We start from the raw sequence: 22,631 nt of genomic DNA on the forward strand, positions 1-22,631 counted from the left end.
CGGAATCGAGAAATTGCCAAGCTCAAGCTGTTGTGCGTCGCAATACGAGGTCGTTAGGAAGCACAAACGTATGTGGCGCCAATTCCGGCGAAGTTATACGACGCTGGAGCCGATCTACAACCTGCTCGACCATGGCGGGCAGGGGCTGCTGGACTGTGCTCAAGCTGATGCATTCCCACCGCGCCATGGGAATATCGTCATAGCCGACGATCCAAATGTCCCTCGGAACTTGCTTGCCACTGCGTCGAGCAGCATCCAGGACACCGATCGCAACGATGTCATTTGTGCAGAACACTGCATCAACATCTGGGCGTTCTGTGACTAGTGTCTGCATCGCCCGGAAGCCGAACTCATAGCCAAAGTCGGCGGCATCAGCCCGCACAAACGTGTTGCCCTGGGTCAACTCGCCAAGGCCTTCCATAAAGCCTCGTTCGCGTTCGCGAATCGTGCTTGCCTTGGAACTCTTGCTTGACGCGGCGGAGATCAATCCAATGCACTTTCTGCCCGCGGACACGAAATAGTCTGCGACCCGCCGGCCGCCAGCGTAGTTGTCGCTCACGATCGTGTCGAACAAGTCGGTTCCGACAGAGCGATTAATCAGGATGATCGGCTTCTCGGCCGCGACCCGGCTCAGCATCTCCCTGGATTCATCCAGTGCAGCGGCAAAGATGACGCCATCGGTTGCGCTTTCGGCAAGTGCACGCACCGTTGCCTCGTCCATCTTTCCTTCAAGCTCCCAGACCGTTGTGCGGAAGCCCCGGCTAGCGAGCCGCTCAACTAGCAGTTGGAGCAGCAGTGGGTACAACGGGTTAGACAGGCTCGCGATGACGACCGCAACCGTCCCGCTGCGCCGCGTTTTCATCTGTCGTGCTGCTGCGCTCGGCGAATATTCGTGGTCTTGTATGACCTTCAAGACGCGCGCCTTGGTCTCCGGTTTCACCGATGGCAAATCCTGGAGTACGCGGGAAACGGTGGTTTGCGAAACCCCTGCCAGGTTGGCAATGTCGATGCTGGTAAGCCTCTTGCTCATGGTGAGGTCGGAATTGCGCACGTTAGTGTTAATGCCCCGGATTTTAAGTTGAGGGCAGCAGCGCTGGCAATGCCACTTGAGCGACCTCAAACTAAGAGCGGTATCGGACGTCTCGTGTAGCTGTGTGTTGAGCTTGTTTCAGGTTCTTCTCGCAGCCCGAGATGAGCCGTTGAATACTTCGTGTGCGAGGCATAGCTTGTTGAGGAGCCGCCTATGCCACGCAATAGGCATAGGGCAGCCCCACAAAGCTGCATCCCCAGCAGCGGCTTGAAGCCTCACAGGGCGGCTCGAGAGGCTAAGGGTGTGGCGAGACGTTACAGGCGCCAGGCTGACATTCCTCCGGAATGCTAAGGCGGCACATCTGGTGCCGCCAAGTCCCAGCTTCGCAAAGGCAATCAGTGAAGCTATCCGACCTGGCTCGCTCGCCCTGGCATTTGCTGCCGTTGCCAATGCCCCAATCGGAGCTTGCGACCCGTCACGTAGGATCCATCAGTCCGATGGCCGAGAAGGGTCCGGCAGCGGTCATTGGGGTTACCCCGTTTTATCGGACAGATCTGCATTTGAATCCGCCCGCCAGGCGCGACTGAAAATACAAGCCATCGATCCGAGGAAATGCCGCATGCAGCGCCGAACTCCACAGGTTCGGGCCAAGGTAATCAGTGACCAAAAATACACGAGCGTCCATACCAAGTGCAGTCAGCGGACCGGTAAGATCAGCGAGCAGGAGAGGCCGGCGATCAGCCACGGCGAGCCGGCAAATGCATCGGCTGCTCAGTTCATGCTCATCGAGCAGTAACGGCAGACGTTGTCCGTGGAAGCGCTCCCGAATGACCGCTTCGGCCATGCACGCGGCAAAGTTCGGAGCCGCATAAAGGACGCCGAACTCGCCGCCGGCCGCATCGAACCGGTAATGGGTCACGCCCGGCGCGCGGCAATTGTAGTAAATAGAGTCCAGGTGCGCGCGATGGATTCGCCAGAGCGCTACCCGCTCGAGATCGAGCGTCTTTGTGGCAAGCCGCCGGTCGGCCAGGTCGGCCGGCGGCAGCGGACACCCCAAATCTTCTGCGCTAAAGGTCATGCGGCGCCCTGCTCGTCGCGGTACCGCGCGTCGACGAGCCGCACAACGGCGTCTATCGGGGCCGCTGCATCAGCGATCCAATCCGCCGGCGTGCGTCCCGCCAGCCGTTCTTGCGGGCGATGCAGGAAATTATGGATCACCCAACTGCTCGCGTCGGCAGCCACGAACGGTGCAAGCACAGCAGTCAGCCGCTCGGAATCGACGTGGAACTGCCACGACGGATAGCGGAACCCTCGCTCGCGCCCCGGCAGCACGAGTGCATAGAGGCGACCCGTCTGGCGGTCCTGGTTGATGGCGCGGTCCGAACGTCCCGCATAAAGGGCGGCATCTTTCAGGGACAGGTTTTCCGGCTGTTCCCACTCCCGTGCGGATGCCAGTCGACCGCGTTCGCGCGCCTCCTGCAGCGGATCGGAATGCGCGGACCCGCCGGCATATGATGCCGCAGGCTCCCCGGCAGCGACGACACGACGCGCGCGCGGACGATTAGGCTTCGCAAAGATGCGGACGATCCGGCCAAGGGCAGCGTCTAGCTCATGCTGGACTTCGACGGATAACGCAACCTCACGGGACGCGTCATTGACGAGCGCGACCGCCGCCTCAATCAGTTCACCGGGCGTCGCGTGCTGCGGGTCGTGCGCAACCGATGCCGAGCGCCGGGCGCGGGCCCGAGCCATCGGGAGCTGCGCCGTTTCGAGCCTGACAGGGACGGCGGCGGACCGTCGCGAAGGGAGATACGACGGTGTAGGGTCATGAACTGACGATACTTCATGAAGTTCATGAGACCAACCGCATTTTGGTCGCACGGGGTGGCATGCGTGGCCTTACCTGCATCTTCGCGCTAGCTCAGCGGCTCGCCGCCCCCTGATCTACCCGAGACAGATGCTTTTCTATCCACTTATAATTCTGCAATCGACCCTCGCGCACTCTTGGCAGCGCTGCGCCGGGGACGACTAATGTTCGTCAGGCTAGCGGTTGGATGCCTGAGCTCAGGACTCCAGACAACGGACACGCGGTGGCGCGTCAGAATCCAACGCGCCTTCGGGGCGGCTGTGCATCGCCTCGCAGCGGCTCAACATAGTTGCCGCGGGCTCTTCGTCAGCGCCGCCAATGCCAGTTTCCCCGGCGACCTGCAAATAAACTTGCCGCGAGACAACGGCGACGATCACAATGATGGCGCCGACACCGAACGCCCGAACGATAATGGGGAGGTACTGCGCCATGGCGAATTTGCACTGTATAACCTGGAGCGGATTGGCTGTGAGACTACACGCGGCTGTCTCGCGACGCTCTCACGCTTTTGCAGGATTGACACAATCCTTTTCACCGCGCTAGGCGGGCTCGTGCGCAACGTGACACCATATGCCGGTGGTGAGAAAAATGGCCCGGAAATCGATTGAAGCCTTGCCGAGTGGCCATTTACTGGGCCGTGCCTCATGCGCCCTTCCCGCTGGACACGGGCAATGGTCACGATGAGGTGTTTCCCGGCGCCCATTGCCTCAGCGACGACAAGTGGGTCACCTTTAAAAAGACGAGAAAGAAGTCTGGGCGTGCAACGCCGTGTATGCCGCCGCCTATTTCGATTTTTCCCCCGTGTCCAACGCCTGCACCTCAATGCCCGACTCAGGTGCCAGCGAAGGTGACAGACATGTGGCCGCTTTCCGCATCAGGCATAACACCCCAGCAACCAGCAAATTTTCGCTCTACGGGCGTTATGTTAAGTATAAGGCACTAGCACATTGAGGTGCGCATGGCCGATATAAGCTATCATGCGCATAAGGACCAACACGGAGGTAGCCATGGGTCAAACGCTCGAAGTCCGGTCGCGCAAAGCGACCAACGTGACCTTGCCCGCCGACGTCTACGAAGAAGGCAAAGCGCTTGAACTGAACTTCTCGCGGGTGTTCGAACAAGCGATGCGCGAAGCGATCCGTGCCGAACGGGGACGTCGCTGGGCGGCCGAGAACGCGGATTTCATCGCCGCTCACAACGAGTTCGTCGAGCAACACGGCCTCCCACTGGCGAAGCATCGAATGTTCTGATGGCGCGCTTCGAAGTCTATGTAAATAAGGATGATACGGGCGTCGCGCCATTCCTGGTCGACGTACAGAGCGAGTTTCTGGCGGGGCTCAACACCACGGTGGTCGTGCCGCTGATTCGGGCCGAGTCGCATCCAGGGTCCAGGTTGCCAGCCGATCTGGTCCCGCCCTTCGAGGTCCAGGGCATCCGTTGCGTCTTCTACCCGCCCTTCATCGCCGCTGTCTCAAAGAGTGCCCTTGGCGCGCGAGTCGGATCGCTACGCAATGAGAGCGCACTGCTCGTCTCCGCACTCGATCGCCTGATGGGCGGCTTCTGATCGCCCTCATGGGCGCCCAAGGGGGCGCTCGGGATCGACGCTGGCTGGCATCCTTAACATTAGTCACTGACACCCATCCAGGAGATGTAACACGGTTCTCGTCGCCACTTAGCTACGGAGCAGCGATTAAGATGGTGTTAAGTTGCTTTCATGCATGAAAGTAGATTGCCCGTCTTTTTTCAAAGTGTCCGAGTTCTTATTTATACTCGGCGAGAAGCCAGAAGGTACGGGGAAGGTCCTCGCGAGTCTGTCCTCAGGCACTTGCCCATTTGCTTCGGCATAGCAGGCCGCTGAAGTACTCGCTGCAGACGGGGCAAAGCTTCCCTCTGCGCGACGCACATGCCTCGTATTTTTCATAATCCGGAAGCCGGGCGCCATTTCATCGATTTTTACGCGATTTGATGCCCATTTTTAGCTTCCTTGGTTCTGAGGACGGACTTGTCCTAGCGTTCGCATCCGCACGAGGTTGTAAGCGGCCATGCTAAGTACAAACATCTGGTCGACCTTCTTCAAGCCGCGCACCATCACCTGACGCATGCGCCCCACCGTCTTGACCCAGCCGAAGCCCTGTTCGATCAGCTTGCGCTTCTGCTGCGAGATGGCATAGCCGACGCCGCGGGCAATATCATCGGGCACCGCCGAGCGTCGCCCAGAAGTGTTTTGTGCAACGTGCGGAGTGACCTTCATCTCCAGGCAAGCGTGGATGAATTCCTCGGCATCGTAGCCCTTGTCCGCGCCAACAGTCGCGTGCGATCACATCGCGCTGAATGCGCGCGAACCAGTTCTCGACCTGATTAAGCCAGGACGTGTAGGTCGGCGTGTAGTGCAACCGCACATTAGGATGGTCCTCGAGGAAGGTCTGCACGCGCTCGGTCTTGTGGCTGCTCACGTTGTCGCAGATGACGTGGATTTCTTGCTCCGGCCGTTGACTGGCAACAACGTCGGTGAGGAAGGCCACGAACTGTTCGCTGGTATGACGTGGCGCAGTCTTGCCGATCACCTCGCCGGTTGCCGTGTTGAGTGCGGCAAACAGGCTGAGCGTGCCGTTACGCTTGTATTCAAAGCCGTGACTCTCGGCACGCCCTGGCGACAGCGGCAGCATCCGATCCTTGCGATCAAGGGCCTGGATCGCGGTCTTCTCGTCCACGCAACCGCTGCATGCGCGGGCGGGTTCAGATACAGCCCGATCACGTCTGCGGCCTTGGTCTCGAAGTTGGGATCGTTGGAGATCATGTGCCGCTCGCCTCCGTTTCGCGCCAGCGAAGCGGACCACACGTTGTGCGAGATCGCATTGCGCGACGAATGAGCACGATCACCTTCCCTACCGAGCAGCCCCTACTGGGCCACGCCACACACGCGCTGTCCGCTTGACGGTCCGAACGGCCATGACGAAGTCTTGCCGGGCGCCCACTGCGACGGCGACGGCAAATGGGGGGTACCTTGGGTAGTCTGTTCCATTACCTCTGGCCACCCCTTAAACTCCGGCCTGCCGTGTCGGCGCGCCACTCGATAAGGCCCCGTTTGGCCGCTGTCGCGGCGCGCTCATCCTCGTCGCCCTCAGCGAAGACGCTGCCCGTGCGGCACGCATTGAACGGCGGCAGGGCTTGTGGCGCAGTCCGGCGGCAGCGTGGTCGGTCTGATTGCCACTGAAACCCACCTGGAACCATTCCGGGGGCAGGGAAGAAGCCGGCCGATTCGCCGCGCTTGCCGCGAACTTTGCGCATGAGCCAGCTCTCACGACTCGACGACTTTTGTCGGACAGCTGCCGATACCGTTTTTTTGCCGGACGACCTATCACAGAATCATAACCATAGCGCGTGGAGACGATCCTGAGTATTGGAAGTTGCGCGTAGCATGACGAATTCCGGCCATCAAGTTGGACCGACGCTCAACCTTCAGGAGTTGATGACATCACTACTCTGCGCCGATGGGGCTGACACCGTGTATCCGGAGGCCGGTCGTGTTGTTCCACCTACGTATGTTTTTGATTGTGTTGGCCGTCAGCACGACGATGACGGCAACGGCTGGCGAATCCAATCCCGCTGTGCGGGCCGAGATTACGTCTTTGTTGGATCGCCTCGAGACATCGGGCTGCCGGTTCAACCGCAACGGAACGTGGTACTCAGCAGTGGATGCGAAGAAGCACATGCTCGTCAAACTCCGCTACATTGAGGACCGTACCACGCTGGCGAGTACCGAACAGTTTATTGACCTTGCAGGCAGCAGAAGCAGTATTACCGGCAAACCATATCTGGTTCAGTGCGGCAAGGCATCAGCGCAAATGAGCGCGACATGGCTGACAGGGCAACTAAGAGCGCTGCGCGCAGCCCGCACCGGTAGGGCGCGGTCGGCTTCTGAGCCAACGGCGCCCAAGCAACCATAAATGGCACAGGTTTGATCAACGCATTATCGAGTGTCGGTAGGGTGCGATCCAGTCCGCCGTCTTACACCGCAAGCACAACGTTATCGTGCCTTATTGCCGCGCCCTGGCAACGCCAGCGCTCGCCCGGCCCTGCATGCTGCGGCACGCCCCACCGCTTCTTACGGCCGTCAAAGTCTATAGCGTTGGCTTGGGGGAGATTCCGATTTGACTATGTCAATTGTTGACGTTAGTCCTTCGCTAGTCATGGAAAGCATCACGCTGGTAGTCAGAGCACCCGCGTCCAGCGCATTGCGCCGGACGTAGTCCATACCTCAATATCCGCGTGCTGGATCGATGATGTTGTCCGGCGATTCGCCGGCAGAAACCCGAATAATATTTTCCGCAATCTGTCTTGCCGCTGATGACGGAATCGCCACCGAAGCCAGGTGGGGTGTGATCAGCACATTGGGCATGCTCCACAGCGGATCCGCGGCAGGCAAAGGTTCGCGTTCGAAAACATCCAGGGTTGCCCCGCCGATGTGGCCGCTTTGGAGCAGGTCCGTAAGCGCCGCCTGATCGACCAGTGCGCCCCGCGCAACGTTGATGAAGGCCGCGCCGCGCGGCAGCCGCTTGAGTCGCGCCCGATCCAGGATGCCAGCCGTCTGCGGCGTGAGCGGCAGCATCACGACGACAATGTCCGCCTGTCCGAGCACGGTGTCGAGCGTTTCCAGTCCGGCAAAGCATTCCACGCCTTCGATCCGCGCCGGGCTGCGCGACCAGCCGATCACCTTGAGTCCCTGGCGCTGCAGCTCGTGGGCCGCTTTCGCGCCCAGCTGACCGAGCCCCAGAACCGCCACGCGGATGTCTTCCGGAGAACGGGGATGACGGTAGGCCCACTCACCCCGCCGCTGCGCCTGCTCGAAGTACGGGATGTCCCGGGCGTGCCGCAGCACAGAGAACAGCACGTACCCCGCCATCATGCGCGCCATCTGCGGGTCCGTGAGCCGTGTGATCGGAATGCCTTGGGGAAGATCCCGCCGCTGGACCAGCGAATCAACCCCCGCCCCCAGATTGACGATCAGGCGCAGGTTAGTCATCCCGGCAAAAAAATTCTCCGGCGGTTTCCAGGCGAGCGCGTAGTGAATGTCGGCCGGCCGGGTGATTTCGCCGGAGTGAATGACCTTCAGGTTCGGGAGCTGAGCCTGGAGCGCGCGCTTCCATGTGTCGAAGTCGTCGAATGCGCTGTAGAAGGCCAGCGCGCCCGAGGGGGTGTCTTCAGAAATTGGCATCTTGGCAACTGCATTGAGAATAATGGCAAGGACGGCAGCGAGAGTACATCTTGCTGCCGTTCCGCGTGCGCATGGGAAATCAGACCGCTGCTCTGCCCTTCTGCACCAGCCGCGTGACGGCCTCGATGGCAAACTCGTAGCCGTCGCCGCCCAGCCCGGCGATCACGCCATCCGCCACCTTGGAGATGTAGGAGTGGTGGCGGAACGGCTCGCGCTTCCAGATGTTGCTCATATGGGTTTCGATGATCTTGCCGGGAAAAGACAGCAAGGCATCGAGGATCGGAATCGACGAGTAGGTCAGGCCGGCCGCATTGATAATGATGCCGTCCGCCACGCCGCGCGCTTCCTGGATCCAGTCGACCAGCTGTCCCTCGTAGTTCGACTGCAAAAAGCGCAGGTCGGCATTCAGGGACGCGGCCTTTTGCTCGCATCGTGACTGCAGCACCGGAAAGCTGTCGCTGCCGTAGGTCTTGTTGGCGTCCAGGCCATAAAGATTGGCGTTGGGGCCGTTCAGGAACCAGATGGTGATCTTCTCGCTCATGTTCTGACCTTTTTTATCTCAACCTTCGTGGGGGCGCGTGGCCTGCATGGCGGGCAGGCTTTGGAAAGCCTCATTCCAGCGTGCCGCGTTGCCGTGTTGGGCGCGCCAGTCGAGTTCGGGAAACCGGAAGTCCAGATACCCCAGCGCGCAGCCGATGGTGATTTCACCGATGGTGGGCTGTTCTTCCACCAGGTCCGGTGCGATGGCGTCGATTGACTCGAGGCAGGCGCTGACTTTCGTCAGCAGCGCTTCGCGCCACGTGGGCCACTGGACTTCCTCGGGGCGCGCGGTCCGTTCGTAGCGCGCGAGCAGCGCGGCGTCGAGCAGCCCATCGCCGAGCGCCTGGCGGGTCAGGGCCGTCCACCGCGCGGGACCGGAGGCGGGAAAGATGTTCGCGGCGTCTGCCCGGCTGGCCAGGTACTCGCAAATCACCCGGCTGTCATAGATGGACTGGCCATTTTCCAGAATCAGCGTCGGGACTTTGGCGAGCGGGTTGTGGGCCGCGATGCGCGGGTCGCGCCGCACCGGATGGGCGGCGCTGTCCAGCAGCTCGATGGATTCGGCCTGCCCCGTCAGGTGTGCGCAGACCATGACCTTGCGCACGAATGGCGAGGTCGGAGCGAAAAGGAGTTTCAGCATGCTTGATTGGATGACAGGCTCTAGGGGATCAGGACCAGCTTGCCGAAGACCTTGCCGCTTTCCAGCATCTGGTGGGACGCGACCGCCTCCGCGAGCGGGAAGGTGGCGTGGATGCGCGGCTTGACCCGTCCGTTTTTCAGCAGCGGGATGACATGGCGGGCAAGGCTCTGGGCCATCCGGGTTTTCTCGTAATGGCTCTGGGGGCGCATGGTGGACGAGTGCAGGCTCAACTGGCGCTGCATCAGCGTCAGCAGTTCGACATTGACCGCCGAGCCCTGCATGAAGGACAGGCTGACATGGCGGCCGCCGAAGGCCATGGCGGCAAGATTGCGGCGGACATAGTCGCCGCCGACGATATCGATGACCACGTCGACCCCGCGCCCATCGGTGTACTCCAGGCAGGCCTTGGTGAAATCGGTGGTGGGCCAGCAGATCGTCGCATCGGCGCCCATGGCGCGCAGTTCTGGGAAGCGGCTTTCGTCGTTGTCCGTGACGATGACGGTTGCGCCGGCGGCATGCGCCATGCGGATCGTGAGCGTGCCGATGCCGCCGGCCGCACCGTGGACCAGGACGGTTTCACCCATGGCCAGGCGGCCCAGCTCGAACAGGTTGTGCCACACGGTGAACAGCCCCTCGGGCAAGGCGGCTGCCTCAACATCGGAAAGCGTGCCGGGCACGATGAAGGACTGATCGACTGGCGCCGTGCACCACGGCGCATAGCCGCCGCCGGGCACCAGGCTCATCAGCCGCTGGCCCATCAACTGGCTGTCCAGGCCGGGACCGCAGGCGACCACTTCGCCGCAGACTTCCAGGCCGAGCACGTCGGTGACGCCGGGCGCGGGCTTGGCGATACCTTGACGCTGCATGATGTCGGGCCGGTTGACGCCAGCGGCGAGCACGCGCAGCAGGACTTCGCCAGCACCGGGCTCGGGCATGGGGCGCTCGGCCAGCGTTAGCACACCGGCGTCGCCGGGTTCACGGGCGATGATGGCTTGCATGGAGCGGGGAAGACTGGTCATGGGTGTGTTCTCTCAGGCTGCGTTGTCTGACGCTTTGTCATGCCTTCGCGTTGCGCTCTTGCATCTGTTCTTACGTCCGCTTCTGCGGACTGAAAATGCTGACGCCCTCATCGGGCAGCGCAAGTCCCGCGACCGAGCCGATGGGCCATTGCTGCATGGCGCCCAGGCCCGCACTGCGCACCGTGACGACCTGACGGGCCGTCATCGGAATGTCCACGTCGATGAACGTATTGATGTGATCGCCCTGGTAGACGTGATGGATCACGGTGCCGCTCAACACCGATTCGGCATGCAGATTCTCCAGCTTGATGTGCTCCGGGCGCACGTACACGTCCAGCCTTTCCCCGTCGTGCGATGCGTCGGCCAGGCGGGCATGCGGGAAGCTGATGAGCCCCGAGCCCAGGCGCAGTTGCACATCCGTTGCCGTCTGGCCGTGATAATGCGCCGGCAGGATATTCACGTCGCCCAGGAAGGACGCCACGAACGGGTCTTGCGGGTTCTGATACAGATCGGCCGGTGATGCGATCTGCCGAATGGTGCCGTTCGACATCACTGCGATCCGGTCGGACATGGCCAGCGCCTCGCCCTGGTCGTGGGTGACGAATACCGTGGTCAGGCGCAAGCGGCGCTGGATTTCCCGGATCTCTACCTGCATGGAGCCGCGCAGGTTCTTGTCCAGCGCCGAGAAGGGCTCGTCCAGCAGCAGTACCTTGGGCTGGATCACCAGCGCCCGCGCCAGCGCCACGCGCTGCTGCTGGCCGCCCGAAAGTTCGCGGGGCTTGCGGTGCCCGAGGCCGTCCAGCTTCACCAGGTCCATCACCTGCTTCACGCGCTGTGCGATTTCATCCTTGCCCACGCCCCGCATGCGCAGGCCATAGCCGATATTGCGCTCGACGGTCATGTGGGGAAAGAGCGCGTAGTTCTGGAAGACGATGCCGATCTGCCGCTTGTGCGGCGGCTCGCAGGTCACCGGCTGGCCATCGATGAAGATTTCGCCGGTGTCGGCTTCCGCAAAGCCGGCGATGAGGTTGAGGAGCGTCGTCTTGCCGCAGCCGGACGGGCCCAGCAGGGTGAGGAATTCCCCGCGTCGTATCTTCAGCGAGAGCTCGTGCAGCACGGTGTGGTCGTGATACTTCTTGACCACCCTTTCCAGGCTGACTGCGGTATCGGGCTGTGCGTGGTGTTGCTGTGCGGCAGGCTCAAAGTTGGCTACGTTCATGGTTGTACGGAGATTGAGGAGTATGCCGTGCTCCAGGCTTGGGCCCAATGACATTGAGGCCGAGCTGGTACTGGCAAGCAGGATAAGTCAAACAGCCAGTATCGGGACTTTGCCGAAACTGATGCGGTCCCTCGGAAAAAACGAAATGCCCGTGTGCAGGCGCAGACGGCGCGGGTGCGATGGCCGGGAACGCCTTGTGGTGCGCGGGTGCGCGGGGCGGTGCGGCGCCCTTCGGCGGGCGCTTTACTTTTTCCTAAGTCCTGAGTTTGAAAAACGTGATTTTCAAACGAGGTGGGCTTCATCAAACTGGCCTCCGTCGATGAGCGATGTCTCCAGGGCGCCAGTACGCCTTGCCGTCGAAGCTTCCGTGCCGGGGCGACTGACCGGGGCGATTATTCTTAGGGAATTCAAATGTCAGTGGAAAAAATCAACACTGTGGTGGTCGGTGCTGGCCAGGCGGGCATCGCGATGAGTGAGCATCTCGCGCACATGGGTGTGCAGCATGTCGTGCTGGAACGCAGCCGAATCGCAGAACGCTGGCGTTCGGAACGTTGGGATTCCCTGGTCGCGAATGGACCGGCCTGGCATGACCGTTTTCCCGGGATGAAATTCGAAGGCATTTCGCCGGAGACCTTTCCGTCGAAAGAGCGCATGGCCCAGTATTTCGAGAGCTACGCCGCCATGCTGAAGGCGCCGGTCCGTACCGGCGTGGAAGTCAGGCAGGTGGAACGGCATCAAGGGCGTCCCGGCTTCAGGGTGACGACTTCCGACGGCATCATCGAGGCAGACAACGTCGTTGCCGCAACCGGCCCGTTCCAGACGCCGGCCTATCCGAAGATCGTGCCTGAGAGCGAAAAGATCCGGCAGCTGCATTCCTCGGCCTACAAGAATCCGGGCCAGTTGGCGCAAGGCGGGGTGCTCGTGGTGGGCGCGGGCGCTTCCGGCTCGCAGATCGCCGAAGAGCTGCGCCAGGCCGGCAAGACGGTTTATCTCTCGGTCGGCGAGCATTACCGCCCGCCGCGCGCGTACCGTGGCCGTGACTACTGCTGGTGGCTGGGCGCCCTCGGCCTGTGGGATGAAGTGAGGATCCGGCCCAAGAAGGCGCACGTCGCTTTCGCCGTGAGCGGCTATGAAGGCGGCAAGACCGTCGATTTCCGGCGCCTGGCGCACGCGGGCATCAACCTGGTCGGCCTGACCCAAGCCTACCAGGATGGCGTCATGACGTTCGAGCCAGGCCTGCCCGAGAACATCGCCGAAGGCGACCGCGCCTACTTCGACGTGCTGCGCGAAGCGGATGCCTATATCGAAGAGAATGGCCTGCCGTTTCCGCCGGAACCTGACGCCTGGGAGCTGCTGCCGGACCCGGAGTGCCTCAAGCACCCGATCCTCAGCCTCGACCTCGCTGACGCCGGCATCACCACGATTCTCTGGGCGACCGGTTTCAAGTTTGATTTCAACTGGCTGAACGTGAAGAATGCCTTCGACGAGAAGGGAGATCCGTTCCACAAGCGCGGCATCTCCGCGGAAAGCGGCATCTATTTCCTGGGCCTGCCGAATCTGGTCAACCGGGCGTCGTCCTTCATCTATGGCGTCTGGCACGATGCCAAATACATCGCTGACCATATCGTGCTCCAGAACGGATATATGACGTATGAGCGGTCCTGAGCCGGTTCCTGAGGCCGCACGGTGACCTGTCATTGGTAACGAGGTTGCCCGCACGAGCTGCCGGATCGGGTGATCCGGCAGCTTTTTGTATTTTCAAGGGAGTTCCCATGGCCGAGATGACGTGCATTGAAGACCTGCGCAGGCTGGCGAGAAAGCGCGTGCCGCGCATGTTCTATGACTATGTCGACGGCGGTTCGTGGACCGAATATACCTACCGTGCCAACGAGGCGGACTTTCAGCGTATCGAATTCCGCCAGCGCGTGGCGGTGGACATTACCGAGCGCAGCACCGCCAGCACCATGGTGGGCCAGCCAGTCAGCATGCCCGTGGCGATCGCGCCCACCGGGTTGACCGGCATGCAGCACGCCGATGGAGAAATCCTGGCCGCGCGCGCGGCGAAGCGGCACGGCATCCCGTTCACCTTGTCCACCATGAGCATTTGCCCGATCGAGGCGGTGGCGGAAGCGACCGGGCGCCATCCGTTCTGGTTCCAGCTCTATGTGCTGCGCGACCGGACGTTTGTCGAAAGCCTGATCGACCGTGCCAGGAATGCCAATTGTTCAGCGCTCGTGGTCACGATGGACCTGCAGGTCTTCGGCCAGCGGCACAAGGACAAGAAAAACGGTCTTTCCACGCCGCCCAAGCCGACCCTGCGCAACCTTGTGAACATGGCGAGCAAGCCGCGCTGGTGCATGGGCATGCTGGGTACCAGACACCGTCAGTTCGGCAATATCGTCGGGCATGCCAGGGGCGTCGACAATATCGGGTCGCTGGTGGAGTGGACTCAGGCGCAGTTCGATCCGCGGCTGTCCTGGCAGGATGTTGAATGGATCAAGAAGCGGTGGGATGGGAAGCTGATCGTCAAGGGCATCCAGGACCCCGAGGATGCGCGGCTGGCGCTGGCAAGCGGCGCCGATGCCATCATCGTGTCGAACCATGGCGGGCGCCAGCTGGACGGCGCCGCGTCATCGATCTCCACATTGCCGCGCATCGTGGAAGCCGTCGGGGATCGGGTGGAAGTCCATATGGATGGCGGCATCCGCTCGGGCCAGGATGTGCTCAAGGCCATCGCGCTCGGGGCGCGTGGCACGTATATCGGCCGCGCCATGATGTATGGCCTGGGCGCCCTCGGCGAGCAAGGCGTGACCACGGCCTTGAACATCATTCAGAACGAGCTCGATCTCTCCATGGCGTTTTGCGGCAAGACGGATATCCAGTCGGTCGACCGCAGCATCCTGCTGACTTCATTTTGATAGCGTCCCTGAAGCGTCCGGGCCGAAGTCCCAGGACGCCAGGACTCAGTGACAGAGAAACTCGACGAGGCCGGCCAGCATGCGGTCGCAGGCTTCGATCTGCGCCAGCTCCACATACTCGTCGGCCTTGTGTGCGACTTCAATGCTCCCGGGCCCGCAGATCAGCACTGGCGTTTCGTTCCAGCTCTGCTGGAACAATCCACCCTCGCTGCCATAGTCCACCTTGGCGCATGGAGTGCCCGGGGGGAGCAGCGAGGCGAGCAGGCCGACAGCGGGCGAATCCTCGCGGGTGTTCAGGCTGGGATAGCTGTTCGTCATCTGGATGTCTGGCAAGGGCGCCGCAGGATCCAGCGCCTCATTTTCGACGCGCCCGGCCAGGCGTTCCAGGACGCGCTTCAGGATCTCCTCGGGCTTATCTTCCGAGACGTTGCGAATCTCGAAGCTGACTTCGCATTCGCTCGGCACGATGTTCAAGGCGCGGCCGCCGTGGATGACGCCGGCGTGGACCGTGCTGTAGGGCACGCCGTAGCCCTCCTCTCCCGGGCCGCTTTGCGCCAGTTCACGCTGCACGTCCCGCAGGGATGCGACGAGGTCGCTGGCCATGTGGATGGCGTTGAAGAACCTGGGCGCCAGGCCTGAGTGGCCGGCCTGGCCGCAGCAGACCGCCCGGTAGGCAGCCTTGCCCTTGTGACCGGTGCCGATCCGCATCAGGGTCGGCTCGCCGACAATGCACAGGTAGGGTGCGGGGAGGCTGTTCTCCAGGCGGCGCAGCAGGTGGCGCACGCCAACGCAGCCGATTTCCTCATCGAAGGACAGCGCCAGGTGCAAGGGGCGCCGGAGCGGCTGCCGGGCGGCTGCCACCATGGCGGTGACGGCGCAGGCCACGAAGCCCTTCATGTCGGCTGTGCCGCGTCCGTAGATGCGGCCATCCCGGTGCGTTGCCTCAAAAGGGGGCGAAGTCCAGGGCTGGCCTTCCACCGGCACCACATCGGTATGGCCGGAGAGCAGGACGCCCGGAACGCCCACCGGACCGACCGTCGCAAACAGATTGGAGCGGCTGGGGTCTTGCGGGTCGGGCGCGAGCATCGATTCGATGCCGGCTTCCGCCAGGATGTCCTGGACCTTGTGGATGAGCGCGATGTTTGGCGTCAGGGAAACCGATGCGAAAGAAATGAGCGTTTCCAGGAGAGAGACGCTTGCTGAGGAGGCTTGATTTTCCATCTCTGGCCCTTCTTGATGGGGCATTGCCGCAACACGGCATGGCCGATGCGGCTGGCGCTTCAGGACGCCGATTTCAGCGGCGCTGCTATATGGGGATCGAAGAAACTTGGAGCGCTCATTCCGGGGATGTATTGGTCGGAGATATAAGCGCGGCAGCGTTCCATGAAGATTCTCGTCAATCTTGACTGTTTCATCGGCTTGTAAGTCGCCAGGCCGAGCAGCATGGGCCGATGGGTACCGGCAAGGCGGACCCGCACCATGCGTTTTCCATCGAGCGACTGATCGGATTTGGGGCGCACATTGAAGAGTGCGTAGCCAATGCCGTTGGCGACCATGGACCGGACCACTTCCGTGGACTGCGAACGCGCCGCGATGTTCGGCGTCACGCCGGCCTTTTCAAACAGGGAGGTGAAATAGTCCCGGCTCATCGGCATATCGAGCAGGACGTAGGGTTCGGGCGCCAGCTCTTCGAAGGAGACGACTTTCTGCTGCGCCAGCGGATGGACCTCGCTCACCAGCACATAGGGCGGCATCGTCGCCAGGCTCTCGAACTGGATGTCGTCCTCAAGGTGCAGGTCGTAGGTGATCGCCACGTCGATCTCAAGCGCATGGAGCTTGTTCATCAAGACTTCCTGATCGCCTTCGACCATCTGCAGCTCGATCTTATTGAAGGCGCGCGAAAAGCCGAAGATGACCTCGGGCGCAATCATTGCCGTGAGCGACTGGAAGCTTCCCACCCGCAAGGTGCCCTGGATGACGTCGCTCGAATCGGAGGCGATTTCATAGAGTCGGGACGACCGTCCGAGCATGTCTTCGCAGTGATGCAGGACCAGCTTGCCGATGGTGGTCAGGCCAATGCCCTTGGAAGAATGGCGCACGAACAGCTGCACGCCCAGTTCGGCCTCGATATGGGCGATCGCTGCGGAGATCGAGGGAGAGGAGATATGGATTTGCGTCGACGCAGCGGCGATGCTGCCATGCTTCGCCGTTGCGACGAAATACTCCATCTGGCGCAGGGAAATGCGATTGAGCATGTCGAGATCAGGAAAAGGGGAACGATCCAGTGTACTGGAGAAGGTTTGCCCTTTCGAGTGCCGGCCGCCTGGCCGGCGCTGTCACGCTTCATTCGATGCGTCGGACTGGTCACAGGTTTCCGGGAACGCCAAAGCTGGGCGCCGCACGGGGATCGAGCGCCCGCTTGACATAGTCCTTCAGCTGCGGCGCATAGACCTGCCAGGCGGCGTAGAGGGCCTCGACCGGATCGTTTTCTACCCAGTCCAGGCGCAGATCCACGACAGGCCAGTTTTGCGCATCGTACACCAGCAGGCCTGCCGAGTGCACCGGACCTTCCTCGCCGCCGGCGGCCTGGCCGGCGAGCATGGCCTGCATCAGCCGTTCCGCGAGCGCGCCTTCGGTTTGCTCGAAGGCCGACAGCATGGCCTGGGGCACCTCACGCGTCGCCAGCATGTTGCCCGCGCATGCGGCATGGGTGCCGACCACGCTTGCCAGGGTGCCCAGCGCCTTGGCACCCGTGAAAACCACCGGCGGGTTGTGCGCGTCGATGGCCATGAGCTGGCGATACTCGATATGGGGGCGCTTCTGCAGTTCCGCGAGGGCGCGTTCCGGCGTCAGGCCGCTGGCCATCAGGTCCAGCGCGAGGGGCCCCAGATCCGGGTCGGTAATATTCTGGCTCGCGGCTGCGCCGACCCCTTTGCGGCCGCGGATGCAGCGAGAGGCAACCGCCGGTGACGAGGACGCCACGGCGGCGCCGAACTGGCCGGTGGCCGGGCACCGTGCAATGATGGAAAAGGTCATGGCAGCTCAGTCGGGGATGACAGCGGTGGCGTCGATCTCTACCAGCCACTCGGGGCGGGCCAGAGCCGATACGACGATGCCGGTCGAGACCGGGAAGACACCCTTCAGCCAGCGGCCCACGACGCGATACACCGCCTCGCGGTAGCGCGGGTCGATGATGTAGATCGTGATCTTGCAGATGTCCTCGAGTTCGCCGCCGGCTTCCTTGAGCAGCATCGCGATATTGGCCATGGCCTGCTCCGCCTGTCCGGCGACGTCCCCGATGCACACGCTCTCCGAGGTGTCGAGGTTCTGGCCGATCTGCCCTCGCAGAAAAACGGTACGGCCTCGCGCCACAACGGCCTGGCAAAGGTCGTTGTCCAGGTTCTGTTCCGGGTAGGTGACTTTGGTGTTGAAGGTGCGGATGCGGGTATGCTTCATGGTCGATTCGGATCGATTCGGCAGGTGGCGGGAGGTTGGGGGCGATGCACCCGACTGCATGGTCATGTGCAGCCGCTGGCGGCGCCATTTGTATTTTCCTGCCGGCCGTTTAGGAATTTCCGAATACCACCGAACCTCACACGGCCGCTAACCTGCTCCAGACGGCGGAACCATCCACAACCCCATCGGGAAATGTGAGGCACCCCTACGAAAAAGCCGACTTGGCCGCCTGGTACGACTTTCACATCATAGGCTCCGTAATTCGAAGTCATTGCGTCAACGTCGTTGCGTCAGCAACGCGTCGCTGCTTGGGATTGCATTTCCCGGTGGCACGTTCCAGCGTATTTCCAGTTCTTTCAGATGTTTTATCTTTTCGATTGGGGGTTAAGTAAATGACGATTCGCAAGCTTTTGGCACTTTGCGCGCTCTCTGCCACGCTTGGCAGTACGGCGGCATGGGCCCAGGAAGCCTTGGTGGTGAGCACCTGGGGCGGCAGTTTCCGCGACCTCATCGATGAAAGCATCGGCAAGGAATTCACGCGGCAAACCGGGGTGCCGGTCAAGTACATCACGGGCGGCACCATCGACCGCCTGAACAAGGCGAAGCTTGCCTCCAAGCCCGAGAGCGACGTTACCTTCACGACTTCCCACGTCGGCTGGCTCTACGCCAACGGCAATCTCTTTGAAAAGCTGGATACGAGCAAGATTCCGAATTACAAGCATCTGGTCGAGCGCGCCAGAATCAGCCCGTATCACATCGGCAGCTGGGCCTATGTCTATACCATCGGTTATCGCGCCGACCTGGTGCCGCCCAGCGTCAAGTTCGAGAGCTGGAACGACCTGTGGAGCCCGGCCCTGAAAGGCAAGATCGGCGTGCCTGACTTCGATCCGAGCCATGTGGTCGCGGTTTCGGCCATGCTGTCGGGTGGCGATGCGCAAAGCTGGGAAAAGGGGCAGGACAAGCTCAAGGCGCTCAAGCCCAACTTCAAGGCGTTCTATACCAATGACGCCAATGCGCAGCAGTTGATCGCCACCGGCGAAACGCCCGTGCAGGTCATCCTGTCGATCAACGCCTATCACATGATCAGCCAGGGCGTTCCCGTCAAGTTGGTCACGCCCAAGGAAGGCGCTGTGCTCGGCATCGATACCATGGCCATCACGAAGGGCTCCACCAAGGCCGATCTGGCTTACAAGTTCATGAACATCGCCTTGTCCCCGGAAGTCCAGTCGAAGATCGTGGCCTTGAAGAAGGCCAGCCCCGTCGTCGACGACGCCAAGGTTTCGCCTGAAGACGCCAAGCTGCCCGGCGTGTTCACAACGAAGGAGCAGTGGGACAAGGCCATCCTGGTCGACCACAAGCTGCGCGCCGAGAAGACTGCGGAATGGCGCAAGTGGTTCACTGAGAACGTCATGAACTGAACCCGACAGTAAGAGGATGGAGGGAGGGTCGCCGCGGCAATGCACCGCGCCGATCCTCCCTCGCCGATTGAGCATCTGGAATAAGGTTTAAGAATGCGCCCCGATTCACGAGCCTGGTTGGTCTCCCCGGCAGTACTTGTCGCGCTGTGCATCGCAGTATCGTTGATTGCGGTCCTGCAGTTCAGCTTCCGGGCGTATGTGCCCGGCTCCCTCGATGTCGGCGGATTCACGTTGGCCAACTTCAGCGACTTGACCAAGTCGATTTATCTCGATGCGTTCTCCAACACCTTGTGGCTGAGCGTGGAGACGACCGTGTTTTCGCTGCTGGTTGCGTACCCGCTGGCCTATGCCCTGGTGCGCGTCAGGAGCCGGGCGCTCAAGTCCTTCATCCTCGTGGTGTCCATCACGCCCCTGTTTCTGGGGGAAATCGTCCGGACCTACTCCTGGATCGCCGTCCTGGGCAGCAATGGCTTCATCAATGGCACGCTGCGAAAGCTCGGCCTGATCGACTGGCCACTGGAACTCATGTTCACACACCTGGGCGTGCTGGTCGCGCTGGTGCACGTGACGATTCCTGTCGTGGTGCTGATGCTTGCCACGGCAATTTCGCATATCGACCGCGACTACGAAAAAGCCGCCCAGAGCCTGGGTGCCGGCCCGGTCAGGACCTTCCTCACGGTCACGCTTCCGCTTTCGATGCCGGGTATCCTGGCTGGCATCACAACCGCGTTCGCCTGGACCTTCAGCGCCTTTGCGACGCCTCAGATGATTGGCGGAGGCCGCGTGCCGACGGTTTCGACGCTGGTGTACCAGCTTGGCTTTGCTTCCATGAACTTCCCGCTGGCGGCCAGCCTGAGTGTCATGGGCTTGCTGCTGACGGCCGCAGCGCTCTTTGCCCTGGGGCTGTTCACCAAGCGGCTGAAAGCCGTGGGAGGACACTAACATGAGAATCAAAAGCGCTCTGCCCTTGCCGCTGCGTGTCGCGGGCCCGCTGCTCGTCGCCATCCTGCTTGCATTCGTGCTGCTGCCGGTCGTGGTGGTGACGATTGCCGCCTTCAACGAAAAGGCGATCATCACGTTCCCGCCTGAATCCTATTCGCTGACATGGTTTGCACGCGTCTTCAGTTATCCGGATTTCCAGGATGGATTCCGTGCCAGCCTCGTCATCACCGGATGGTCCTCGTTCATTGCGCTGGTGATCGGTACCTGCCTGTCGATTGCCGTCAAACGGCTGGAATTCCCCGGCAAGCAGACGCTGCTGGCCATCCTGCATTCCCCGCTCGTGGTGCCGCACTTCACGCTGGGGCTGGGCCTGCTCATCCTGGTGTCACAGGCCTCCATACACCGCTCATTTGACGTCGTCATCCTGTGTCACGTGATGCTGGTGCTGCCGTTCGTGCTGAAGAGCGTCTATGTTTCCATGGAAAACCTGGACGCAAGGCTGGAACAGGCGGCAGCAAGCCTCGGTGCGTCGCCGCTGAAGGTGCTTTTCACGATTACGATTCCGCTGCTCGCGCCGGGGCTGTTTGGCGGCTGGTTGTTTGCGGCGATCATGTCGTTCAGTGAATTCACCGCATCGCTTTTCGTCACAACGCAAGACACGCAGACACTGCCCGTTTCCATGTACAACTATGTCCGGGAGTTTGCCGATCCGACGCTGGCAGCGCTGTCAGTCGTCTATATTGCCGTGACCGCTAGCGTGCTTGCCTTTGCGAACTATTTCCTGGGCTTGGGGAAAATCCTCAATATCGAGGAAGGGCATTGACCGGCATGCGCTGCTGAAAGCCGTGCTGGCGGTATGGGCCGCTAGCGCGGCAGCTGCCATCCCCGGGGTCATCGTACTTTTGGTGCGAAATCTGGCGCTAGCAAGCCGGAATGCCACGTCAGGGCATACCAAGATAAGGGGAATCCGCTATCGCAAGGGAAGACGGCCACGGAGCGATCCGCGGTGGAAGCTGGGAAGCCTGGGAAGCCCTAGTCAGCTATCTGCTCCTGGATCCAGCGGATCGCGTCTGCCCTATCTAGGCCGCTGTCGGCACCCCTGTTCTTGAGCCTGCTTTTCGCCTTGCGCTTCCTGCTCGGTTGTCGCTTGGCCGCCGGCCTTGCGCCGTCGTGCCCCCCTTCCGCTCGGGTGGCGACATCCGTAATTCTGCCAGCAGCTGGCGCGCAGACGCCGCTTCGGCTTCGGCTCCCAAGAGCTGCGCCAAGCGTCTCCCCTGCCCCCGCTTTTACCAGATGCCCTTCGCCAGGAAGTGTGCCTGCCGCTCTGCAGCCAGCCCCGCCTGGTTCTCCTCGATGGTATGGCGCGCGGCGTCCAGTTGTGCGACGAGCGCCGCGGTGTCATCGCGCGCGGCCGCCGTCTCGGCGCGCGCCGCATCGCGCTCCGCTTCCGCGGCGCTGGCCGCCGCGCGCGCCTCGGCGCGCAGCGTGGCGAGTTCGCCGGTGGCGGCCTCGTTGGCCGCCTGCCAGATGGTCCGCACGGCCCCGGCCACCCCTCGAACTGCCCCTGACCTACGCCGTCGGCAAGGGTTGCCAACACGCCATGTTTGAGCGGCTCACACATGAGAGGAATGCTGCCATTCTTCTACGACGAAGCCGGGGACCAACGACATTTTCGTTCGTTGCACCACGAGACGATAGCCACCATGCGACGTGCGTACGTCCCGAATGCGACCGCAGGCTGGCGCCCACTAAGAACCGCCGGCGTCAGTTGTAACCCAAAATCGCCACGGTTGCGACGTCCGGACGATCGCGTGTTTCCATGAGGACTAATGTCGGTCTGTTCGGAATCCTGCTACTCAGCGACGCGTGAGCAGTGTCATGCATGTCTCTTCGTTTGCCCTCGACTGTCGCGCCGCTTCGGCGTGAACTGTGTACTGGGGTGCGGAGAAAGAAGTCATTGCCAGTCCTGAAGTTGATTGGGAGCATAGGTGGTTCTGAGTTTATGCTTGGCAATATCTAGATAGGACGCTACGCGCGTTCCCAAGCGCGCGCACGCGACGCTGAGGCTCGCATCCTCCGTTGAGCCGTCCAGAACAATATCCGGAGTGCAAAACCATCTTCCCCTTCGACATGTGGAAGCATGTCAGAAGGCGGATCTAGCTTGATGCCAAGCACAGCCGCACAAGCGTATCCAACCACACGCTCGCGCGCTGCTTTCGACTGAAGCCGTTTCTTGATCAAGCTGTACAGGACATCCCGATAGCCGCCATCGTCACGATTCACCAGGCTTGCAGTCCTGGCCTCCAGTTCGAGGCCTTGGGAGCAGCAGTTCACCTCCTGCAGCAAATCGAAGAGTGCTTCCTTCCG

23 protein-coding genes and 1 pseudogene are annotated in these 22,631 nt (G+C 61.7%); 8 read left to right on the forward strand and 16 right to left on the reverse strand.

Features of this window, described 5'->3' with window-relative positions; all coding sequences use genetic code 11:
• Positions 1–22: 22 nt before the first annotated feature.
• From AB1I47_RS00410 to AB1I47_RS00425, 4 genes are all read right to left on the reverse strand, one after another.
• Positions 23–1,030: a LacI family DNA-binding transcriptional regulator gene (locus tag AB1I47_RS00410; RefSeq protein ID WP_354681820.1), complete on the reverse strand. Its 1,008-nt coding sequence runs from the start codon at positions 1,028–1,030 to the stop codon at positions 23–25.
• A 541-nt stretch (positions 1,031–1,571) separates the two neighbouring features.
• Positions 1,572–2,108, reverse strand: a complete 537-nt coding sequence (locus tag AB1I47_RS00415) for an RES family NAD+ phosphorylase (protein ID WP_354681821.1) — start codon at positions 2,106–2,108, stop codon at positions 1,572–1,574.
• Positions 2,105–2,782 (reverse strand): hypothetical protein, encoded by a 678-nt coding sequence (locus AB1I47_RS00420; RefSeq protein ID WP_354681822.1) that lies wholly within the window; start codon positions 2,780–2,782, stop codon positions 2,105–2,107. The genes AB1I47_RS00415 and AB1I47_RS00420 overlap by 4 nt, the downstream gene beginning before the upstream one ends.
• A gap of 312 nt (positions 2,783–3,094) precedes the next feature.
• A complete protein-coding gene (locus AB1I47_RS00425; protein WP_354681823.1) occupies positions 3,095–3,328 on the reverse strand; it encodes a hypothetical protein in 234 nt (77 codons plus the stop codon).
• A gap of 576 nt (positions 3,329–3,904) precedes the next feature.
• Between AB1I47_RS00425 and AB1I47_RS00430 the strand changes: the two genes are divergently transcribed.
• Positions 3,905–4,147, forward strand: a complete 243-nt coding sequence (locus tag AB1I47_RS00430) for a type II toxin-antitoxin system CcdA family antitoxin (protein ID WP_114136489.1) — start codon at positions 3,905–3,907, stop codon at positions 4,145–4,147.
• Entirely contained in the window at positions 4,147–4,461 is a 315-nt protein-coding gene (locus AB1I47_RS00435) for a CcdB family protein (RefSeq protein WP_354681824.1), read from the forward strand. The genes AB1I47_RS00430 and AB1I47_RS00435 overlap by 1 nt, the downstream gene beginning before the upstream one ends.
• Positions 4,462–4,872: 411 nt before the next feature.
• Here the strand turns inward: AB1I47_RS00435 and AB1I47_RS00440 are convergent.
• Together AB1I47_RS00440 and AB1I47_RS00445 are read right to left on the reverse strand one after the other, a co-directional pair.
• Positions 4,873–5,205, reverse strand: a pseudogene (locus AB1I47_RS00440) (transposase); the annotation flags it as partial.
• Positions 5,087–5,734 (reverse strand): IS630 family transposase, encoded by a 648-nt coding sequence (locus AB1I47_RS00445; RefSeq protein WP_354681825.1) that lies wholly within the window; start codon positions 5,732–5,734, stop codon positions 5,087–5,089. The pseudogene AB1I47_RS00440 and the gene AB1I47_RS00445, both read right to left, overlap by 119 nt.
• A 687-nt stretch (positions 5,735–6,421) precedes the next feature.
• Here AB1I47_RS00445 and AB1I47_RS00450 point away from each other — a divergent pair.
• The gene (locus AB1I47_RS00450; protein WP_354681826.1) at positions 6,422–6,844 is read left to right on the forward strand and encodes a YfeK family protein; all 423 of its coding nucleotides are present in this window, start codon (positions 6,422–6,424) and stop codon (positions 6,842–6,844) included.
• Between the two features lie 311 nt (positions 6,845–7,155).
• On the opposite strand, the gene AB1I47_RS00455 is transcribed toward AB1I47_RS00450, so the two are convergent.
• The 5 genes from AB1I47_RS00455 to AB1I47_RS00475 form a co-directional block, all read right to left on the reverse strand.
• On the reverse strand, positions 7,156–8,112 hold the full coding sequence (locus tag AB1I47_RS00455) for a 2-hydroxyacid dehydrogenase (protein WP_354681827.1): 957 nt from the start codon (positions 8,110–8,112) through the stop codon (positions 7,156–7,158).
• A gap of 79 nt (positions 8,113–8,191) precedes the next feature.
• Positions 8,192–8,653: a type II 3-dehydroquinate dehydratase gene (locus AB1I47_RS00460; protein WP_010812539.1), complete on the reverse strand. Its 462-nt coding sequence runs from the start codon at positions 8,651–8,653 to the stop codon at positions 8,192–8,194.
• An 18-nt stretch (positions 8,654–8,671) separates the two neighbouring features.
• A complete protein-coding gene (locus tag AB1I47_RS00465) occupies positions 8,672–9,292 on the reverse strand; it encodes a glutathione S-transferase (RefSeq protein ID WP_354681828.1) in 621 nt (206 codons plus the stop codon).
• A 20-nt stretch (positions 9,293–9,312) separates the two neighbouring features.
• Positions 9,313–10,311 (reverse strand): NAD(P)H-quinone oxidoreductase, encoded by a 999-nt coding sequence (locus AB1I47_RS00470; protein WP_354681829.1) that lies wholly within the window; start codon positions 10,309–10,311, stop codon positions 9,313–9,315.
• A 70-nt stretch (positions 10,312–10,381) separates the two neighbouring features.
• On the reverse strand, positions 10,382–11,530 hold the full coding sequence (locus AB1I47_RS00475) for an ABC transporter ATP-binding protein (protein WP_354681830.1): 1,149 nt from the start codon (positions 11,528–11,530) through the stop codon (positions 10,382–10,384).
• Positions 11,531–11,941: 411 nt separating this feature from the next.
• On the opposite strand from AB1I47_RS00475, the gene AB1I47_RS00480 reads away from it, so the two are divergent.
• Together AB1I47_RS00480 and AB1I47_RS00485 are read left to right on the forward strand one after the other, a co-directional pair.
• Positions 11,942–13,195, forward strand: a complete 1,254-nt coding sequence (locus AB1I47_RS00480; protein WP_354681831.1) for a flavin-containing monooxygenase — start codon at positions 11,942–11,944, stop codon at positions 13,193–13,195.
• Positions 13,196–13,302: 107 nt separating this feature from the next.
• Entirely contained in the window at positions 13,303–14,448 is a 1,146-nt protein-coding gene (locus AB1I47_RS00485) for an alpha-hydroxy acid oxidase (RefSeq protein ID WP_354681832.1), read from the forward strand.
• Positions 14,449–14,493: 45 nt separating this feature from the next.
• Here the strand turns inward: AB1I47_RS00485 and argE are convergent, their stop codons facing one another.
• The 4 genes from argE to AB1I47_RS00505 form a co-directional block, all read right to left on the reverse strand.
• Positions 14,494–15,669: an acetylornithine deacetylase gene (gene argE / locus AB1I47_RS00490; protein ID WP_354681833.1), complete on the reverse strand. Its 1,176-nt coding sequence runs from the start codon at positions 15,667–15,669 to the stop codon at positions 14,494–14,496.
• A gap of 59 nt (positions 15,670–15,728) precedes the next feature.
• The gene (locus tag AB1I47_RS00495; RefSeq protein ID WP_354681834.1) at positions 15,729–16,703 is read right to left on the reverse strand and encodes a LysR family transcriptional regulator; all 975 of its coding nucleotides are present in this window, start codon (positions 16,701–16,703) and stop codon (positions 15,729–15,731) included.
• Between the two features lie 109 nt (positions 16,704–16,812).
• A complete protein-coding gene (locus AB1I47_RS00500; protein ID WP_354681835.1) occupies positions 16,813–17,484 on the reverse strand; it encodes a DUF1028 domain-containing protein in 672 nt (223 codons plus the stop codon).
• A 6-nt stretch (positions 17,485–17,490) separates the two neighbouring features.
• A complete protein-coding gene (locus tag AB1I47_RS00505; RefSeq protein ID WP_010812548.1) occupies positions 17,491–17,904 on the reverse strand; it encodes a RidA family protein in 414 nt (137 codons plus the stop codon).
• Positions 17,905–18,296: 392 nt separating this feature from the next.
• Between AB1I47_RS00505 and AB1I47_RS00510 the strand changes: the two genes are divergently transcribed.
• The 3 genes from AB1I47_RS00510 (at position 18,297) to AB1I47_RS00520 (ending at position 21,087) form a co-directional block, all read left to right on the forward strand.
• Positions 18,297–19,322 (forward strand): ABC transporter substrate-binding protein, encoded by a 1,026-nt coding sequence (locus tag AB1I47_RS00510; protein ID WP_354681836.1) that lies wholly within the window; start codon positions 18,297–18,299, stop codon positions 19,320–19,322.
• A 93-nt stretch (positions 19,323–19,415) separates the two neighbouring features.
• Positions 19,416–20,264: an ABC transporter permease gene (locus tag AB1I47_RS00515; protein WP_354681837.1), complete on the forward strand. Its 849-nt coding sequence runs from the start codon at positions 19,416–19,418 to the stop codon at positions 20,262–20,264.
• Between the two features lies 1 nt (position 20,265).
• Positions 20,266–21,087, forward strand: coding sequence for an ABC transporter permease (locus AB1I47_RS00520; protein ID WP_354681838.1), 822 nt, complete (start codon positions 20,266–20,268; stop codon positions 21,085–21,087).
• A 463-nt stretch (positions 21,088–21,550) separates the two neighbouring features.
• On the opposite strand, the gene AB1I47_RS00525 is transcribed toward AB1I47_RS00520, so the two are convergent.
• Positions 21,551–21,802, reverse strand: coding sequence for a hypothetical protein (locus AB1I47_RS00525; protein ID WP_407935778.1), 252 nt, complete (start codon positions 21,800–21,802; stop codon positions 21,551–21,553).
• Between the last annotated feature and the right edge of the window lie 829 nt (positions 21,803–22,631).

Source organism: Cupriavidus necator, assembly GCF_040578825.1.
GTDB lineage: Bacteria > Pseudomonadota > Gammaproteobacteria > Burkholderiales > Burkholderiaceae > Cupriavidus > Cupriavidus necator_E.

Coding starts and splice junctions, on each gene's coding strand:
- AB1I47_RS00495 (WP_354681834.1), bottom strand. CDS start 16,703: ATGCTCAATCGCATTTCCCTGCGCCAGATGGAGTATTTCGTCGCAACG.
- argE (WP_354681833.1), bottom strand. CDS start 15,669: ATGGAAAATCAAGCCTCCTCAGCAAGCGTCTCTCTCCTGGAAACGCTC.
- AB1I47_RS00430 (WP_114136489.1), top strand. CDS start 3,905: ATGGGTCAAACGCTCGAAGTCCGGTCGCGCAAAGCGACCAACGTGACC.
- AB1I47_RS00505 (WP_010812548.1), bottom strand. CDS start 17,904: ATGAAGCATACCCGCATCCGCACCTTCAACACCAAAGTCACCTACCCG.
- AB1I47_RS00510 (WP_354681836.1), top strand. CDS start 18,297: ATGACGATTCGCAAGCTTTTGGCACTTTGCGCGCTCTCTGCCACGCTT.
- AB1I47_RS00415 (WP_354681821.1), bottom strand. CDS start 2,108: ATGACCTTTAGCGCAGAAGATTTGGGGTGTCCGCTGCCGCCGGCCGAC.
- AB1I47_RS00435 (WP_354681824.1), top strand. CDS start 4,147: ATGGCGCGCTTCGAAGTCTATGTAAATAAGGATGATACGGGCGTCGCG.
- AB1I47_RS00520 (WP_354681838.1), top strand. CDS start 20,266: ATGAGAATCAAAAGCGCTCTGCCCTTGCCGCTGCGTGTCGCGGGCCCG.
- AB1I47_RS00455 (WP_354681827.1), bottom strand. CDS start 8,112: ATGCCAATTTCTGAAGACACCCCCTCGGGCGCGCTGGCCTTCTACAGC.
- AB1I47_RS00465 (WP_354681828.1), bottom strand. CDS start 9,292: ATGCTGAAACTCCTTTTCGCTCCGACCTCGCCATTCGTGCGCAAGGTC.
- AB1I47_RS00515 (WP_354681837.1), top strand. CDS start 19,416: ATGCGCCCCGATTCACGAGCCTGGTTGGTCTCCCCGGCAGTACTTGTC.
- AB1I47_RS00485 (WP_354681832.1), top strand. CDS start 13,303: ATGGCCGAGATGACGTGCATTGAAGACCTGCGCAGGCTGGCGAGAAAG.
- AB1I47_RS00470 (WP_354681829.1), bottom strand. CDS start 10,311: ATGACCAGTCTTCCCCGCTCCATGCAAGCCATCATCGCCCGTGAACCC.
- AB1I47_RS00500 (WP_354681835.1), bottom strand. CDS start 17,484: ATGACCTTTTCCATCATTGCACGGTGCCCGGCCACCGGCCAGTTCGGC.
- AB1I47_RS00480 (WP_354681831.1), top strand. CDS start 11,942: ATGTCAGTGGAAAAAATCAACACTGTGGTGGTCGGTGCTGGCCAGGCG.
- AB1I47_RS00410 (WP_354681820.1), bottom strand. CDS start 1,030: ATGAGCAAGAGGCTTACCAGCATCGACATTGCCAACCTGGCAGGGGTT.
- AB1I47_RS00460 (WP_010812539.1), bottom strand. CDS start 8,653: ATGAGCGAGAAGATCACCATCTGGTTCCTGAACGGCCCCAACGCCAAT.
- AB1I47_RS00425 (WP_354681823.1), bottom strand. CDS start 3,328: ATGGCGCAGTACCTCCCCATTATCGTTCGGGCGTTCGGTGTCGGCGCC.
- AB1I47_RS00420 (WP_354681822.1), bottom strand. CDS start 2,782: ATGGCTCGGGCCCGCGCCCGGCGCTCGGCATCGGTTGCGCACGACCCG.
- AB1I47_RS00475 (WP_354681830.1), bottom strand. CDS start 11,530: ATGAACGTAGCCAACTTTGAGCCTGCCGCACAGCAACACCACGCACAG.